Origin of the sequence: Rheinheimera muenzenbergensis (genome assembly GCF_036984005.1) — a bacterium.
Taxonomy (GTDB): domain Bacteria; phylum Pseudomonadota; class Gammaproteobacteria; order Enterobacterales; family Alteromonadaceae; genus Alishewanella; species Alishewanella muenzenbergensis.
Genome location: NZ_JALAAR010000008.1, coordinates 1 through 16,373 on the forward strand (window position 1 = coordinate 1; position 16,373 = coordinate 16,373).

Annotated in this window: 14 protein-coding genes, 1 pseudogene and 1 riboswitch; of the genes and pseudogenes, 13 read left to right on the forward strand and 2 right to left on the reverse strand. The window is 49.0% G+C overall.

Going from position 1 to position 16,373, the window contains the following annotated elements:
- Positions 1-440: 440 nt before the first annotated feature.
- Positions 441-1,403, forward strand: coding sequence for an arsenic resistance protein (locus MN202_RS10405; protein ID WP_335736054.1), 963 nt, complete (start codon positions 441-443; stop codon positions 1,401-1,403).
- Between the two features lie 483 nt (positions 1,404-1,886).
- On the opposite strand, the pseudogene MN202_RS10410 reads toward MN202_RS10405, so the two are convergent.
- Positions 1,887-3,000: pseudogene (locus tag MN202_RS10410) on the reverse strand (IS110 family RNA-guided transposase).
- 341 nt (positions 3,001-3,341) lie between these two features.
- Here MN202_RS10410 and MN202_RS10415 point away from each other — a divergent pair.
- From MN202_RS10415 to MN202_RS10450, 8 genes are all read left to right on the forward strand, one after another.
- A complete protein-coding gene (locus MN202_RS10415; protein ID WP_335736055.1) occupies positions 3,342-3,770 on the forward strand; it encodes an energy transducer TonB in 429 nt (142 codons plus the stop codon).
- A 163-nt stretch (positions 3,771-3,933) separates the two neighbouring features.
- Positions 3,934-4,899, forward strand: coding sequence for a hypothetical protein (locus MN202_RS10420; protein ID WP_335736056.1), 966 nt, complete (start codon positions 3,934-3,936; stop codon positions 4,897-4,899).
- Between the two features lie 127 nt (positions 4,900-5,026).
- Entirely contained in the window at positions 5,027-5,506 is a 480-nt protein-coding gene (locus MN202_RS10425) for a GNAT family N-acetyltransferase (RefSeq protein WP_335736057.1), read from the forward strand.
- 161 nt (positions 5,507-5,667) lie between these two features.
- Positions 5,668-6,057 carry a hypothetical protein gene (locus tag MN202_RS10430; RefSeq protein WP_335736058.1) on the forward strand — a complete coding sequence of 130 codons (390 nt, stop codon included), beginning with the start codon at positions 5,668-5,670 and terminating at the stop codon, positions 6,055-6,057.
- A gap of 79 nt (positions 6,058-6,136) precedes the next feature.
- A riboswitch (cobalamin riboswitch) is annotated at positions 6,137-6,311 on the forward strand.
- A 76-nt stretch (positions 6,312-6,387) separates the two neighbouring features.
- Entirely contained in the window at positions 6,388-7,167 is a 780-nt protein-coding gene (locus MN202_RS10435; RefSeq protein WP_335736059.1) for an ABC transporter ATP-binding protein, read from the forward strand.
- Entirely contained in the window at positions 7,167-8,159 is a 993-nt protein-coding gene (locus MN202_RS10440) for a FecCD family ABC transporter permease (RefSeq protein WP_335736060.1), read from the forward strand. Before MN202_RS10435 ends, MN202_RS10440 begins: the two co-directional genes overlap by 1 nt.
- Before the next feature lie 8 nt (positions 8,160-8,167).
- A complete protein-coding gene (gene cobO / locus MN202_RS10445; protein WP_335736061.1) occupies positions 8,168-8,773 on the forward strand; it encodes a cob(I)yrinic acid a,c-diamide adenosyltransferase in 606 nt (201 codons plus the stop codon).
- Positions 8,770-9,597, forward strand: coding sequence for a cobalamin-binding protein (locus MN202_RS10450; RefSeq protein ID WP_335736062.1), 828 nt, complete (start codon positions 8,770-8,772; stop codon positions 9,595-9,597). Before cobO ends, MN202_RS10450 begins: the two co-directional genes overlap by 4 nt.
- On the opposite strand, the gene MN202_RS10455 is transcribed toward MN202_RS10450, so the two are convergent.
- Positions 9,598-11,610 (reverse strand): serine/threonine-protein kinase, encoded by a 2,013-nt coding sequence (locus MN202_RS10455; protein WP_335736063.1) that lies wholly within the window; start codon positions 11,608-11,610, stop codon positions 9,598-9,600.
- 244 nt (positions 11,611-11,854) lie between these two features.
- Here MN202_RS10455 and tagH point away from each other — a divergent pair, with 244 nt between their 5' ends.
- Genes tagH through icmH form a run of 4 tightly spaced genes read left to right on the forward strand, consistent with a single transcriptional unit; the run spans position 11,855 to position 16,358 of the window.
- Entirely contained in the window at positions 11,855-13,138 is a 1,284-nt protein-coding gene (gene tagH / locus MN202_RS10460) for a type VI secretion system-associated FHA domain protein TagH (RefSeq protein ID WP_335736065.1), read from the forward strand.
- Between the two features lie 41 nt (positions 13,139-13,179).
- Positions 13,180-13,662, forward strand: a complete 483-nt coding sequence (gene tssJ, locus MN202_RS10465; protein WP_335736066.1) for a type VI secretion system lipoprotein TssJ — start codon at positions 13,180-13,182, stop codon at positions 13,660-13,662.
- 23 nt (positions 13,663-13,685) lie between these two features.
- Complete coding sequence (tssK, locus tag MN202_RS10470) at positions 13,686-15,014, forward strand: type VI secretion system baseplate subunit TssK (RefSeq protein ID WP_335736067.1); 1,329 nt, start codon at positions 13,686-13,688, stop codon at positions 15,012-15,014.
- A 30-nt stretch (positions 15,015-15,044) separates the two neighbouring features.
- On the forward strand, positions 15,045-16,358 hold the full coding sequence (gene icmH, locus MN202_RS10475) for a type IVB secretion system protein IcmH/DotU (RefSeq protein ID WP_335736068.1): 1,314 nt from the start codon (positions 15,045-15,047) through the stop codon (positions 16,356-16,358).
- Positions 16,359-16,373 lie beyond the last annotated feature (15 nt).

Genomic DNA, 16,373 nt, shown 5'->3' on the forward strand with positions numbered 1-16,373 from the left:
AAAAATAAGCGAACCGGGCCGTTCAACAGGCGTTTAGCCGTCACTGAACAACGTGCCGGATAAAACGCTAAAGCGTTAGCAGGTTTTCGGGTTTTAACGGTTTCAGTCATTAGTTTTATTCCGGCCTTGCTCGCGTTTCGTTTTCTTAGCGGCAGCGCCATACTTTAAAGTTCGCCAGTTTTCGGGTTTACTGCAAACGGTGGTGGCGGTAGCGTTGTTCTTCGTGGCTTCGCTAAACAGTTTACAGGTTCCGGTTGGCTCGCTGTGTCGCAGTTAATCGGTTAAGTTTTTAATTAAAAGCAGTCTGCTGCTGTTTCGGTTTGCCAGTGCGGCAAGCCGCGCAAGTCCGGTGTAGGCTGCTAACAAACAAAGGCAAGGCGACGCGTACCGCGCGCTTGCTTTGGGCGTTAAGCGGTATTCGATCAACGAGGTTCAGGTCATTGAAACGAGAGACACTGGAAAAATATCAAGTATTTATTTATCTGACCGGAATCCTTTTAGGGTTGTTGGTCGGGATGAAATTTCCTGCACAGTCACAGATTTTAGAGTGGGCTTTGTGGCCACTGCTAGGCATGCTTCTGTATACGACTTTTACTCAGGTCCCTCTGGCGCATCTGCAAGAAGCATTCTCTGACTCCCGCTTTATGTTGGCGGCGGTAATTGGCAATTTCGTTGTTCTTCCTTTGATTGTATGGGGGTTAATGTCCACTGGACCCAACTTGCCTGCCGTCAAGTTGGGCATACTCTTGGTGTTATTGGTTCCATGTACTGACTGGTTTATCACTTTCACACACTTGGGTGGAGGAGATACTAAACGGGCTATTGCCTTTTCGCCTGTTAGTCTTTTGCTTCAGCTAATCCTCCTGCCAGTTTATATATGGCATTTCCTTGGTTCGGAAATAACAACCAGCGTAATGCAGCGAGAGCTAATTCTGGCCTTCTTCGGACTTATCGTCCTCCCCTTGGTGGCGGCATTTGCAACCGAAAAATGGGCTGAAAAGCGAGAGGGCAGAGAAGCTATTCTGAATGCTTTTGGCTGGTTTCCCGTTCCGCTACTGGCATTGGTTGTGTTTTCTATAGCAGCGGCACAAATCAATGTGGTCATTGATTCATTGGGCATACTCCCAAGCTTGTTTGCAGTATTTTCTGCATTTCTTCTGATAGCTGGGTTTTTATCTTTAGTGCTTTCAAAAATATTTTCATTACCAACAGATCAAGGCAGAGTTCTTGCCTTCAGTTTAGGTAGCAGGAATTCATTTGTGGTTCTTCCCCTAGCACTCTCTCTGCCTTCATCCTTTGAGCTGACGGTTGTAGTTATCGTATTTCAGTCATTGGTTGAGTTATTTGGGATGGCCGCTTACATATGGTGGGTTCCAAAAAAATTATATCCTTCAGCTACATGAGTGCGGTGGCGCTTAACACATATGAGCCTTCTCGGAGTCAATAGGTAATACCGCTCTTCTGGCCGCGGTAGCGGCCAGTCTGTTGTTCCATCAGCAAGATAGACTGCTTCATCTGTCATCATGGTTGCCAGGCGATAGCCTGCAACAAACACATATCGGGGCTCTCTTATCTCATGCTCAATGAGTGCCTGCTGGTTTCAGCATCCTTGCTGACAGCAGGGGCACCAGACATTCATCGGTTAACCTGTTGCTGGCACTATTCAAGGCGTCGGGCTTAAAGCCAGTTAGTTTCAGGCTCAGCACAGGTGCAAACCATCTTGCTGATGGTAAATGCGCGGCGACAAGGTGTCTAATCAAGCAAGCTGGCTACGGCAGTGTGCCAGAAGGTGGGTGGTTCAGCTTATTGCTAAGGGTTACCCAACCATCATTTGAGCATCAGCCATGGTGTTCCAGTTAGACGTTCAGCTCACCTTGTCCCGCGACTTAACCGGCTAGGAATCGCTTCTCATCGAACACCTTCTGGTTTTTCAGCATGTAATAAACACATCGACCGACTTTATGCGCTAAAGCGGACAGCGCTTTGGCTTTGCTCATGCGCTTTTGTAATTTGAGCAAGTGAGCTTTGGCTTTATCGTTACCGCGCAGATAAAGCACGGCAATCTCACCGAAGGCCCACTTCAAATGGGCATTGCCAATTTTATTGCCCTGGGTGCCATAGCTTTTACCTGCGGATTCAGCTTTGCATTTAATCAGCCGGCTGTAGGATGCAAAATCCTGTACCGTGCTAAAGCGGGCAATATCGCCAACTTCATACAAAATCGTCAGTGCCAGAATGCGACCAATGCCAGGGAAGCTAGTGAGGATATGGTAGTCACTGCCGTTGTGATGCTTGGCGTGCTTTTCGATAAAACACTCGATGGAGCTGAGTTCATGGCGGTAAAACGCGATGATGTTTAAATCCAAATCAACATTGCGCTGCACGAACTGATCTGCAAAACAATCACGCATTGCTTCGCGGGCATAAGGATATTTGAGGTCTAAATTAGTAGGCGGCAAGTTGTACTGACTAACCGTGTTTTTGACGTGCGCTTTTAAATCGGCACCGTGACGGACGATACGGGTGCGACGGCGCAATAAATCACGGGCAGCGCGCATTTGTGGCGGATACACATAGGCCAGCGGGAAATTACCACCGCGAATAAGATGGGCAATCTTATAGGAATCGATGCGGTCATTCTTGGCTTTGCCGCCATGAATGGCGTTGAAAAGTACTTCCTGTCCTTTTCCCTTCGGGCCAGCTAAAGCTGTCCAAATTCTTTCCTGAAGAATTTGTCATATATAAAGCGTGTCCAAGAATAAAATCGATGCCGTGTTCAGCACAAAAGTCGCTGACCCAGTACCAGCAGTGCATGCATTCAACGCCAACCACGATATTGCCGATGTAAGGTGTTAATAAATTGAGTAGATTTTCTGGCAATGCTTTGATTTCGCGGTGTAAGATGGTGTCACCGTTCGCATCCAAAATGCAGACGTACAAAGAGCGGGCATGCAAATCAATTCCACAATAGTACGGATGTTGTGTAGTATAAAATTTCATTGGGTCTTCTCCTTTTTGGTTTGGTCGCCTTCCAGCTTAGCCAAATGGTTGGGCTGGGGAGAAGGCTCAATGAGTATCAAGGCCCTGCAATTCGCAGCCTATGGTTGCTAGACCTTAATGCTGCGCCGCTGTTCGCGCTAAATCTCGGTGTTATGGATATCCTTAAAAGGAAGAGAGTGTGTATTAATTTTTTTATTTTAACTTTTAGCGCGTCTAGCTATTTCAACCCACTACAAGGTGAGAAATCAGTAGGTCGTGTTTTGCTTAAATAACGACTTATCAAAAAAGCCTGCTAACACGTATCGCGCAGTTGTTTTGGCTGCTGGCATTAAGGACATTAAGTGAAAAATTCAAACCTATTAGTCGTTGCGGCAATCTTAACAGTAAGTGCTTGCTCGACAGTAAATCAATCAGCTGGTACAGGGCAATTGGATTTAATTAGTAACAAAGAAGCCGTTGAAAAGTATTGGGTGGTTAAGCGCAAGGTTGCTCCTGAATATCCTGCGGATGCAGGTGAAAAGGGTATATCGGGTTGTGTAGAATTTACGCTGTTAATCGACGGCGATGGCAAGCCGCAAAATTTGATGGTAATCAAAAGCTTTCCTGGTACAACATTTAATAAAAAGGCATATGACGCATTGCGAAAATGGCAGTGGACACCCGGGGCTGACAATGCTCAAAAGCAACCGGTCTTAACAACAATACAATTAGATTTTACGACGCGAAAGTCAGCTAACCATGCTCAGGCTTATAGCGCGTGTAAAATTTAGTTTGCCTTAACAAGCCAACTTTATAGTTGATAAAAAGCGCTGGCTGCTGCGTCAAACCGCTGCGTTTAACCATACTTAACCACTGTTTGCACACTAAACAACGAGTTGCAGCAATCTGGTTTATTGTTAGTACTGCAAACGTGTGGATAGCACAGGGGTTTAAATGACACGTTTATTGGCACTACTGTTTATTTTAGCGACAAGCCATTCTGCATTGGCGCACCCGACAGGAAGTATGGTGGTGATCGATGGGACAGTGCTGTGGTCTTACGTTTGCCCGGTTGAAAGTCCCGACCATCACGCCTGTGTTATGAGCTGGGACGAGGAGACGGGTGTACGTTCCTGGTTGATATCTTCTTTTTCTGCCAGTGACTGGATGATGGCACCGGCTCCGGATGGAAAAGTCTATCTTGTAGAACGATATTTCGATCATGCAAGGCAGACAAACAGAACCCGACTACTGATAGCTTCCGTCGGTGCGACACCTGAAGAACTTCTGCCCTGGTTTGATGATCCACATCGATTTGGTGAAGCCGGCTTCGCGGCGATTGAAGGCGGAGGCTTTCTCTTCGCGCGCTATCCCAACCTGTACCTGCTGAATGAAGATGGCTCGGCATCGAAATGGCTGGAGTGGCCCGTCGCTGTTTTCGGAGTAAGGCAGGTCCAGGGCGGTTTATTACTCATTCGCGGCGAGTCAGAGGCGTGGCTAACGACCCAGGATGGCAGCATCTTAACAGGCTGGTCCAAGTTGCTGCAGGAGCTGACGTCAGAGCCAGCTTTCATGGGCAACCGGGTGTTTGATGCAGACTACGAAGATGGCTCGCTCTGGATTGCCTATTGGGGGAAACGTCGATTTGAAGTTATCAGAGAAGGTGCCAGAACAGTGGTTAAGTCCTTTGACAAACCCTGGTTGCCGCATGCCGTAGCGGCAGCTGGCGGAGCAGTCTTTATGCTTGCTTCCACGATCGCAGCGGGTGATGATCAGGGGATCCTGCCTAATCTGTGGCGTATGAAGGATAATGAGCTTGAGCTGTTGTGGGGAGATCACAGCGGTAATGCCGGCTCTGCCTGCGTAAATCCTGATAATTTCGCAGCATTGTCTGAGCGCTGCGTGGCTTACGGCCTTTAAATTAAGGCAGCAAAAATGCATGTTGCTGCGAAAAAGTATCTTATGGCTGCGGCAACAGGCTTTAGGCAGCAATGTTCAGTATGAGTATGTAAACCGTTAAATAGCAGTAGGCAGTAAGGAAGTACAAATGTCGATTAAACCTATTACTGAAGCAATGTGGCCACAAATAGTTGCGCTGCAGGCCGAGGCGTATTTTCAGGTTGAACCTGAGAGTGTGGATGTGTTGAAAAGTAAATGGCTAAACTCACCGGCAAGCTGCTTTGTATATGAACAAGCGGGCAAACTGGTGGCTTACTTGTTGGCGCACTGCTGGCATAGCGAAACAGCACCAAAGCTGTATCAGACGTTGCCGGATGGCGCCACTGGGCCCATATTGTTTTTGCATGATCTGGCTATATCAAAAGCTGCTGCTGGCGATGGCCTTGGCACTAAGATGGTGTCGCACCTTATTAAAACAGCTAAAGAGGGCGGTTTTCAGCAAATTAACCTGGTTGCCGTACAACAATCTGCCGCATTCTGGCAAAAACAGGGTTTTTTTCCCGTCGACAACCAACAACTGTGCCTGGGTTACGGCGACGGTGCTCAGCTTATGAGTCTGAGGTTCTAATTAGCAACAGCGAATATCATGATGCAATGCAGCTAAGTAGCTGGCGCCAGGATCACGCCTGGCTGGTTGTCGGCATTAGCTTTTTCACCAGTTAAGATTGCAAAAATGGCACAATCTGTTTAGATTGAATAGCAACACAAGCGGAACAACAGGAAGTCAAAATGAAAAAGTGGGTCAGCGCCGTTATCGCCTCTGCCGTATTGTCCAGTACAGCGATTGCCAATACACAAGACTATAAACTGGTAACAGTGGCCGGTTATCTTAATTTCTATTTGCTGAATTTAAATGCCTGTGAGGATTTTCATCCATCGGTGCGGGCCGCTGCTTATGATGCAGAAAAACATTTGTACCCGCACCTGGATAAGCTATCTGCTAAGTTAGGCGATAATTCAGATAACCAGAAAATGGTGGCCGATATCGTGATGAAACGTCGCAATATGCTCAATGGACAAATTGCTGAAGGCGATTTTACCGTAGAGCATTGTCAGGCGATTGTAAAAATTCTTAATGAAGATGGCCTGGATAAAACCTTACTGGCAGCATTAAATTAAGCTAATTCAGTAAAAAGTGTATTAAAAAAGCGCCGGCCAAATGCCGGCGCTTTGTTTTTCTGCGTCGTAAAAATATCTGTTACACTAGCCGCGTTTTGGTGCGGCCCAGCCGCTAAAAGGGAAGCAGGTGAGATGCCTGCACTGTACCCGCAACTGTAATAAGTGCTGCAATCTGTAACCACTGGCCGCTGCCGGGAAGGGGATTGTGGGTTATCACTTTAAGTCAGGAGACCTGCCAATCAATTGGTTTACACCGCTGTGCGGGAGTTCACAGCAGCGTCTGCACCGTTTTTCAGCGGAGCTGGCTGCTGCATTTGTCAGGAGTGAGTTGTGCTGAAACTGTCTGCGGTATCGTTGCAGTTATCCGACACCAGGGTGTTGCAGGATATAAATTTTGCACTGCAGGATGGCGAATTTATTGGCATTATTGGCCCGAACGGTGCCGGTAAAACCAGTTTGCTGCGTCTTGTGCAGCGGACACTGGCGCCGTCTGCCGGGCAGATCACCTTACAGCACAAAGCGCTGGACAATTACACTGCCACTGAGCTGGCGCGCACTGTGGCGGTAGTAAACCAAACTACATTACCGCTATTTGCTTTAACGGCAGAGCAGGTTGCCGCTATGGGCCTGTTACCGCACAAAAGCTGGTTTGAGCAAAACACCAGCCATGATATCGCTATTGTAAGCCGTGCTTTGGCAAAAGTCGGTTTGGCAGCTAAAGCCGGGCAGCAGGTAGACACCTTATCTGGTGGCGAGCTGCAACGTTTGTTTATTGCCAGAGCTTTGGTGCAACAGCCGCGTTTGCTACTGTTAGATGAGCCTACAAATCATCTGGACGTGAAATACCAACATCAGGTTTTGCAACTGACACAGCAATTAGGGGTCGCTGTTTTGGCCTGTCTGCATGATTTAAATCTGGCGGCCTGGTATTGCGACAAGCTGTTGCTGCTCGATCAAGGCCGCCAGGTAATATTTGGCAGCCCGCAGCAGGTATTGCAGCCTGATATATTACAGCGGGTGTTCGATTTGCCTTGTCAGATCCACCAGCAGCACGGCCAGCTGCAGGTCAGTTTTATGCCACCAGCCCAAAGCGGTAAGGTAGCGTCCTGATGAGTAAACGTTATTACAAACTGGCCATGATTGGCGCAGTGACAGCATTGCTGGCCAGCTTATTCATTAGTCTGATGCTCGGCAGTGCGTCTATCGATACCGGGCAATTATGGCAGGTGCTGGTTGCTGACAGCAGTGCAGCCAGCCTGCAGCACACTATTATCTGGCAAATACGTATGCCTCGTTTGCTGTGTGCTGCATTAGTAGGCGCTGGTCTGGCTATGTGCGGGGCAATTTTGCAAAATGTCAGCCGCAACCCGCTGGCAGATCCCTATCTGTTTGGTTTGATGGCAGGCGCTGGCCTTGGTGCAACTCTGGTTAGTGTTGTATTGCCAGCTGGCCATATCAGCCAGGCGCTCGGTGCTTTTGTCGGTGCCTTATTCGCGGTGCTGTTGGTATTTGCAGCGTGCAGCGGTAAGCGCTGGCAAAAAATGGAAACAACCTTGTTAGCCGGCGTGGCAGTATCTTTTATGCTTAGCGCTGTCAGCAGTTTTATTTTGTATTTCGCTGAGCCTTTCGCCGCTAATCGTATAATGTTTTGGTTAATGGGCAGCTTAAGCCGTAATGACTGGTTTAGTGTCTGGTTATTACTGCCGGCTGTGGCTCTGGTACTGGTGCTGGCGCTGGCACTGCGCAGGCAATTGGATGCGTTGCTATTGGGCGATGATAGCGCCCGTACTCTGGGAGTTAATACTATAGCGGTGCGGCTGATATTATTACTGGCAACCGCCTTGTTAACCGCTGTTATCGTGTCGCAATGTGGCGGTATTGCCTTTGTCGGCCTGATGATCCCACATGTCGTCCGGCAATTGTTCGGCGTTACGGCCGTACCCTTGTTACTTGGAAGTGTGCTTAGCGGCGCTATATTTTTAATTTGGGTAGATAATCTGGCCCGTACTTTACTGCCACAGCAAGAGATCCCGCTTGGGGTGATTACCTCGCTGCTTGGTAGTGTATTCTTTTTAATGCTAATGCGTAGCCGGGGACACTAACAACTCTTATGACAGATGAACAACAAAAACAGCAGCGGCACAAAAGCCGGCAACAACGGTTGAAAGCTGAAGTGGATAAAGCCATAGCGCATGCAACTGACGAAAAAGGTTTATTGCTGGTTATTACCGGCAATGGTAAGGGCAAATCTACCTCCGGTTTTGGCACTGTAGCGCGTGCTGTCGGTCATGGTATGCGAGCTGCGGTTGCGCAGTTTATTAAAGGCAGCTGGGATTGTGGCGAGCGTAACTTACTGCAGCAGCACGGCGTAACTTTTGCCGTCATGGCGACAGGTTTCACCTGGGATACGCAGGATAAAGCCGCAGATATAGCCGCGGCGGAACAGGTGTGGCAGCAGGCTGAACAGTATTTAGCGGATACCAGTATTGATCTGGTGTTGTTGGATGAGCTGACTTATATGCTTAGTTACCATTATATCGCCGTTGAGCGGGTAGAGCGGGCGCTGTTACAGCGGCCGGCGCAACAGCATGTGGTGATAACCGGCCGGGCATGTCACCGGCGCATTATTGAGCTGGCCGATACAGTAAGTGAAGTGCAAAATGTTAAACATGCCTTTGACAACGGCATTAAAGCGCAGCGGGGACTGGATTGGTGAAATATCTACTGATGGTTTTGTTGTTGGGTAGCAGTGTATTAGGCTACGCCAGGGAGCAAGATGCTGCACCACAACGGATAGTGGCGCTGGCACCACATATTACGGAAATGTTGTATGCCATAGGCGCCGGGCCACAGGTCGTTGCGGTAAGTGACTTTAGTGACTATCCGCAGCAGGCTTTGACGTTGCCCCGGGTAGCGAATTTTGCCGGAGTGAACATTGAGGCATTGTTGGCATTGCAGCCAGATTTAGTGATCGCCTGGCGCAGCGGTACACCGGCAGCCGATGTAAACCGCTTGAAACAACTGGGGTTGCGTTTGGCATTTTCTGATCCGCTTTCGCTTGATGACATCAGCACAGAGCTGCAGCAGTTGGGGGAGCTGACCGGGCATGCTGATCAGGGGGCCCGGCAAGCGGCTGAATTTGCAACGGCGCTGCAACAGCTTAGAGCTGATTATCAGCAGAAAAGCCCGGTAAAGGTATTTTTTGCCATGTCAGTTGCACCGCTTAGTACAGTGGCAAACAAGGCCTGGCCGCAGCAAATGTTACAACTGTGTCAGGCTGACAACCCGTTTGCTAATGTTAAAGGCGATTATCCGCAGGTAGGGATCGAGCAGGTATTGCAGAGCCAGCCAGAGGTGATTATCCAGGCCAGCCGGGGCGGAACTGTTGCTGATTTCGCCTACTGGCAACGTTACGCAACATTGCCGGCAGTAAAACAGCAGCAGTTTATTTCGCTAAACGCCGATCAGCTGTACCGCACTACGCCGCGCACTTTGCTCGGTATTCGCCAGTTATGCCAGGCGTTGGATCTCTATCGTTGATTAACTGTTAATACTGCTCATTAACTCGTTGGCCCGGCGCATTAGCCGTTCTGCGGTGCGCACCTGATTAGACTGCAACAGCTCGGTAGACAGACTGAGATATTTGTCGGCTAACTGGCGGCGCATGCCAACATGCAACGAAAAATTAACCGGTACCAATGCATTAAATTGCTGTAGTTTGTCGTATACCTGATCGACCTCTGCGGCTTTGCTACTGGCCGCCAGTTCTTGCTGCAGCAAACTAAAACTATGCTGATAAAATAACTCTGCTGCCTTATAAGGAAACTCTGCTGTTTTTCCCTCCGCTACCGCCTGGCGATATGCCGCCATGTCGTTAACGGCCTGCGCCAGTACAGTGCCTTGTTGCACCAAAGCCTGAGTGTTGCTGTGGCTGCTAAATAATTCCTGACCTATAGCAATCAGTTGCTGTAAGGCGCCGGCATCATTTGTGGCAACGGCTTGTTGATAGGCGCTGACATAAGCTTCTGCTTCGGCATCATCTGGCCTGACTTTATAGTTGCTGTCGATACGTTGTAATTCCGCCAGTATTTTATAAGGGTCGCTGTCCTGTGCCTGGCGCTGATATTGCTGCTCCAGCAATAGCTGGCGCAGTTGATTACGTAATACATCTATCGCAGTTTGCTTACTGCGTGAGATGTTGCTGCTAATTTGCGCCAGATAGTGAGAGTCGGGATACAAGGCACTTGCCTGAGCTAACAGCTGCTCAATTTGCGGATAATTCGGGTAAGTGAAACTGCGATCGCTGATCAGGCTGTCTATCTGCTGTTCAAAATGGCTTAATACCGTTGTCTGCTGATTGCGTAACAGCGCCTGACGTAACCAGGCCGGAGTGTCGGTTTGCTCTAGCTGTTGCAGCAGCTGGGCTGCGCTAACGCTACTTAATTGTTGAAATTGTTGTTGCTGTTGTTCAGCCTGGCGGGCTTTCTCACCATATTGCGCCAGTTGTTGCTGCTGACCTGTATGATACTGCGCAACACCAAAAGCGACGGCAAGTGTTGCTGCGCTGATGCCAACCGGCAGCCAGAGATTAAAATGTAAGCGTTGCATCAGTTGCTGCAGGCTGATAGCACGCTGCTCCGGCATAAATTGCAACGCCTTTTTTAGAGCCTGCCATTGCAACTGATTAACATGTGCCGGTTTTAGCGGCTGTTTTTGTTGTTGCTGCGCCTGATCGGCAGGCAGACGTTCATAGGGGTGCTTACTGCTAAGTAATTCGTAGCACAGGCAGCCAAATGAAAACACATCATCACTGACACTGGGAGTCTTACCGGCCAGTAACTGAGGGCTGGCGTAAGCAGGCGTATAACCACTAAGAGGGGTGCTGTGATTGTGTTGTTCGGCAGCATAAATGTCGTGGTTAAGCTGCAGTTGTTGCGATACACCAAAATCCAGTACTTTTACGGTACCTGACCGGTTTACCATAATATTTGCCGGTTTTAAGTCGGCGTGTACTATGCCAATCCGGTGGGCAAAGGTGAGGGCGTCGGCAATTTGCTGCAACAACTTGATGGCCGATTTAAGCGGTAAGCCTTTTGGCTTGTAGCGCTTAATGACTTGTTCCAGACTTTCACCGTCCAAAAACTCCATTACGATAAAATAGTGCTGCTGATCGCGGTCGACATCGAACACCCTTACTATATTCGGATGCGACAATTGCTGCGTTTTATGCGCTTCCTGCAACAATAAATGTAAGGCTTCAGCCTGATGCACAAATTGTTGCTGCAGCACTTTAATGGCAACGGTGCAATCTGCTACTCCGGCTTGTTGCAAGAATAGATCGGTGGCGCGGTATATATCACTCATACCGCCAGATCCAATTTTATCTTCCAGCACGTAGCGTTCTTTGATGATCTGACCTATCTGCAACGCCGCAACAGGCTGCACAGGTGCGGTCTCGGTTGGAGACGGTGTTTTTACAGCGTACCGGGTTTTATCGGCATCAGCGGTGGCGTTTTGCTTAGTGTCTACGCTGGTGTGTTCCAATGTTGTCATATGCTACTCCTTGTACCGGCACTCAGGTGTTAATGTGATTTCTGTACTTTACAGCTCACAAATTTGCGTAATTATTTCACAATCTTGCCTGGTTGTCACGGCGACGTTTATCTTCCTGTTAACCTTGCAGCTATTGACGCAACAATAAATTTAACTTAACCTTTCGCGCTGTTTTAAGGTAAATAATATGTGCTAAGTCGTTAACGCTTGGCGGTGTACGTGGCGGGAGTATCAGGTGAGGCAAATGGATATGTTACTTGAATTGTCAGTACTGAGTTATCACAGATTATCGCCGCGACAGGTTGCAGTTAAACGTTTTGACAGTGCTGGCGGCACGCTGGGCCGTTCAGAGCAGTCAGATTGGTGTCTGCCAGATCCGGAGCGGGTGGTTTCTGGTGTGCATGCACTTATTCATTTTAGTGCTGGCAACTATAGCATTGTGGATAAATCTACCAATGGTCTTTTTGTTAACAGAGCAGTAGAAGCATTAGGGGCGGGCAACAGTCATACCTTACAACATGGTGATATTTTGTGTTTGGGTGACTACGAAATTCAGGTTGCACTGGTAGACGCCGGTGCGACAGCTGTAAGTGCTGATAACAGTGTTAAAGAGCAGCATAGCAATGCTAGCGACAAAGCGGGCATTGCTCCGGCTACGGCAGGTTTATTGATTGATGATTTAATGGCACCTTTGCTGGCCAGTCGTAACGCTAATGTGACAACAAACTCTAACCCGCAAAGCGCGGTCGCAGAAAGGCCGGCTATGGCACCGGCACAACCGGCAGAATTAGATCAGCACTTTTTGGCACCGGCGGCAATGATCCCGGATGACTGGGATAATAGCTGGCAAGTTGATGAACTGCAGCCACAGCTCAACAGCACCGCCTCTTCGCCATTGCCACGCACCCAGACAGCAGCACCAGCTAAAGCTACCAGCGTCAATGATGACGCTTGTATGCAGGCATTTTTACGCGGTTTAGCCGTCGCTGATGTCAATGCGCAAACTTTGGGATCTGCAGTTTGGTGGGAGCAATTAGGTCTGGCCTTTGCGCAGTCGTTGCAAGGTGTACTTAGTGTTATGCGTGAGCGCTCGCAGGTAAAAAACCGCTTTCGTGTTAACCAGACTACTTTTCAGCAACGCGAAAATAACCCCCTGAAGTTCTCTGCCAATTTAGAAGATGCGTTTTATAACCTGTTTAACCGGCCAGGTAGCAGCTTTATGCCGGCGAAACAAGCGTTGGCAGAAGCGTTTGCCGATATCAGCCAGCATGAAGCGGCCATTATTGCCGGCGCTAAAGGCGCTATGGCCGGCATGTTGGTGCAGCTGGCACCTGAAAAACTGGAAGCAACAGATATTGGTGGCGGTTTGGTTGACAAGCTTAACCCGGCGCAGCGTCAGGCGCGTTGCTGGGCCAGATACAAATTGCTGCATCAGGAATTACTCGAGGAGATGCAGCGCAAAGAACACAGCGGCGTAAACGATGATTTTATTGCTGCTTATGAAGCGTATTTACGGCGCAAGTCCTAACACTTGCAAAGGTTACAGCAACACATCATGGAGTGGTAACAATGAAACTGATAAAAATATGCGTGTTGGTTTGTATTAGCATAATGGTACTGGCCGGCTGCCAGGCAGTGTATGCAACTTTTCCACCTTCTACCAAACTGCATTTTAGGGTAGCTGCAGATATTAATCCTGATTTTGATAACCGGCCATCGCCAGTCATCATCCGTGTATATGAATTGGCATCGAAAACGGTATTTGAAAATCAGGATTTTTTTGCACTGTACGATAACCCGGAATCGATTTTGCGCACCGATCTGCTGAAAAAAGATGAGCTGGTGTTTGAGCCAGGCCAACGCAATGAATACAAAATGAGCTTACAGCCTGCGACCAAAGCCGTTGCTGTAGTGGCGGCATACCGTGATATTGAAGGTGCCAGATGGCGCGCGGTGGTGGATGTTAAACCAACCGGCTATGACGATTTCTACGTGTACGTTGACAAACTGGCCGTGTATATCCGCGAACATGACGTTGAGCGCAAACAATAAGTTAACTGGCGCAGGGAGCCGATATGAGTGACTACAGCCGCATTGCCTGGACAGAAGGTTTGTTTTTACGGCCGCAACACTTCCAGCAGCAGGAGCGCTATTTTGAATACAGTCGTCAGCAACAATTGGCGATGCAGCTGCCTTATGGTTTTGGCGTACGCCGGCTGAGCATCGATCATCAATGTCTTAAGTTTGGCCAATTTGGTTTAAGCCAACTTGATGCGGTACTTAGTGATGGCACTGTACTGCAATTACCTGAAGTAGAAGCCTTACCGGCGCCGGTTCAAATTGATAAAAGCTGCCGCGATCAGCAAGTCTATCTGTGTCTGGCCTTAGATAAAAGCCGAGGCCAGAACATCAGCAGTGCAGAGCAAAACCAGATCAGCCGGTTTAGTTTTGCCGAACACACAGCTGCTGATAACAGCCTGTCAGAAGATGCGACTGAGCTGCTGCAACTGGCCAAGTTACGTCTGTTATTTAAGCTGGAGTCAGAAGATCGAGGTGGTTTTATCTGCTTGCCGGTAGCGCGCATTAAAGAAGTAAGCGAACAGGGCGAAGTGCAACTGGTGAAAAAGTTTATCCCGCCGTTGCTGGATATTTCCCAGGATAACGAGTTAAAAGCTTTTGTGGCCGAAGCACTGGGTATGTTGTGTCAGCGTGCAGATGCGCTGGCCGACAGGTTAGGCAAAGGCCAGGGCACGGCAAACTCGATAGCTGATTTTTTAATGCTGCAGGTGCTTAACCGCTACGAGCCACTGTTACATCACTTGAAAACCGGCGTGCTGGAGCATCCGCTGGCGTTATACCGCCTGATGATTTCGATGTTGGGTGAATTAGCAACCTTTACGGCAAGGCAAAAACGGCCACCGCAGTTTCCGCGTTATCAGCACGATGACCTGACGGCAGTGTTCGGCAATCTGGGCGTTATTATGAACCAGACACTCAGTGTGGTACTGGAGCAAACGGCTCAGGCTCTGCCGTTGGAACAAGCTAAGTTTGGCATTTTAGTTTCGCCATTAACTGACAAAACCCTGCTGGAATATGCCCAATTTGTGCTGGCGGTGTCGGCTGACTTACCGGCCGATGATATACGTAAACACTTACCTGCGCGGCTGAAAATTGGTCCGGTCGAACATATTCGTGAGCTGGTAAATAACCAGTTGCCCGGTATTGCTGTTACCGGCTTACCCGTGGCCCCACGCCAGGTACCTTATCACGCGGGTTATCATTATTTTCAGTTAGATAAAGGCAGTATTTACTGGGAGCGGCTGGCAAACAGCGGTGGCTTAGCGCTGCACCTGTCGGGCAACTACCCCGGGTTAAAACTGGAGTTATGGGCAATTAAAGCTTAAACCCGATCTGACAACCATGGATGACACGCTATGTCTGATAAAACGGTAATGAAACCCCGGCCTGGTGGCAGGGGAGTAGCAAAACCAGTCGCTGCCGCAGTGGCAGCGGTGGCTGATGATGATAATGACAAAACCCGCTTTTCAGCAAATGTACGTAGTAATGATCAGCGCGAGCGGTTACAGGTATTGTCGGTAAGTGACAACTTGCTGATTGATGAGGCCGGTGCGCTGTTTTCGCTGGTATCGCCAATTCGCAGTACTAAGCAACATGCTGATGTCATTACCTTAAAAACCCAGTGTACTCAGTTGATAAACCAGTACGAGCAGCAATTACGCCATAAAGGTGTTGCCAGCGAGGTGATTGAAAAAGCCCGTTATTGCATGTGTGCTTTTATAGATGAAACCGTACTTAACACCAGCTGGGGCGGTAATAGCGATTGGGCGGCTGAGAGCCTGCTGTCTACCTTTCACAATGAAACCTTCGGCGGTGAATACTTTTTTACCTTGCTCGATGCAGCTATTACCGAACCGAAAAGTCATCTGCAACTGCTGGAGTTGCAATACCTGTGTTTGTCTTTTGGATTTGTCGGCAAGATGCGGGTTGAAGAGCGCGGTTACGAGAAACTGGAGCAGTATCGTGAGCGCGCATTTAAAGCTATCCGCTCGGTGCGGGGGGAGCCCGCGCGCGAGTTATCACCCGGCTGGCGCAGTCAGGTGGTGGCCGCCAATCAGCTAACCGAAGAATTTCCGTTATGGGTGATGGCATCTGTAGTGGCGGCAGCTTTATTGGGCTGCTACATGTACCTAAATTATCAGATAAATGAATATTCCAATGACGTTCACCGGCAGCTAAATAATCTGGTCAGTTGGCAGCAGGATAACAGCCAGCAGCCAGCCTCTGCTAAAGCACATCAGGACGCCATCCGGCTGCAACAGCTATTACAAACAGAGATACGACGCGACTTGCTGCAGGTGATAGAACTTCCGGATCGGGTGAGGATCCGTGTCGGTATTGATCAGCTCTTTAGCACCGGCAGCAATGGTATTAATGAAGGCTTTATGCCGGTTGCGATAAAGATAGCCCGAGCATTGGAGGGCACGGAAGGCCGTATTCTGGTAAGCGGTTATACCGATGATGTGCCGATTTTCACCAGCAAATACCCATCTAACTGGCATTTATCTCTGGCACGCGCAAACGCCATGTCTGATGCGTTGGCATCAGGTGCAGATTTGCGTGGCCGGTTGTGGCCTGAAGGGCATGGCGATGCCAATCCGATAGTACCAAACGACAGCACGGCCAACCGTGCACTTAATCGTCGGGTTGAGATTGACTTGTTGCAGTGACGCTGCAAATTAGGG

Excerpts from the sequence above, each read along its gene's own strand:
- cobO (WP_335736061.1), top strand. The coding sequence starts at position 8,168 with ATGACAGATGAACAACAAAAACAGCAGCGGCACAAAAGCCGGCAACAA.
- MN202_RS10420 (WP_335736056.1), top strand. The coding sequence starts at position 3,934 with ATGACACGTTTATTGGCACTACTGTTTATTTTAGCGACAAGCCATTCT.
- MN202_RS10455 (WP_335736063.1), bottom strand. The coding sequence starts at position 11,610 with ATGACAACATTGGAACACACCAGCGTAGACACTAAGCAAAACGCCACC.
- tagH (WP_335736065.1), top strand. The coding sequence starts at position 11,855 with ATGGATATGTTACTTGAATTGTCAGTACTGAGTTATCACAGATTATCG.
- icmH (WP_335736068.1), top strand. The coding sequence starts at position 15,045 with ATGTCTGATAAAACGGTAATGAAACCCCGGCCTGGTGGCAGGGGAGTA.
- MN202_RS10425 (WP_335736057.1), top strand. The coding sequence starts at position 5,027 with ATGTCGATTAAACCTATTACTGAAGCAATGTGGCCACAAATAGTTGCG.
- tssK (WP_335736067.1), top strand. The coding sequence starts at position 13,686 with ATGAGTGACTACAGCCGCATTGCCTGGACAGAAGGTTTGTTTTTACGG.
- tssJ (WP_335736066.1), top strand. The coding sequence starts at position 13,180 with ATGAAACTGATAAAAATATGCGTGTTGGTTTGTATTAGCATAATGGTA.
- MN202_RS10430 (WP_335736058.1), top strand. The coding sequence starts at position 5,668 with ATGAAAAAGTGGGTCAGCGCCGTTATCGCCTCTGCCGTATTGTCCAGT.
- MN202_RS10440 (WP_335736060.1), top strand. The coding sequence starts at position 7,167 with ATGAGTAAACGTTATTACAAACTGGCCATGATTGGCGCAGTGACAGCA.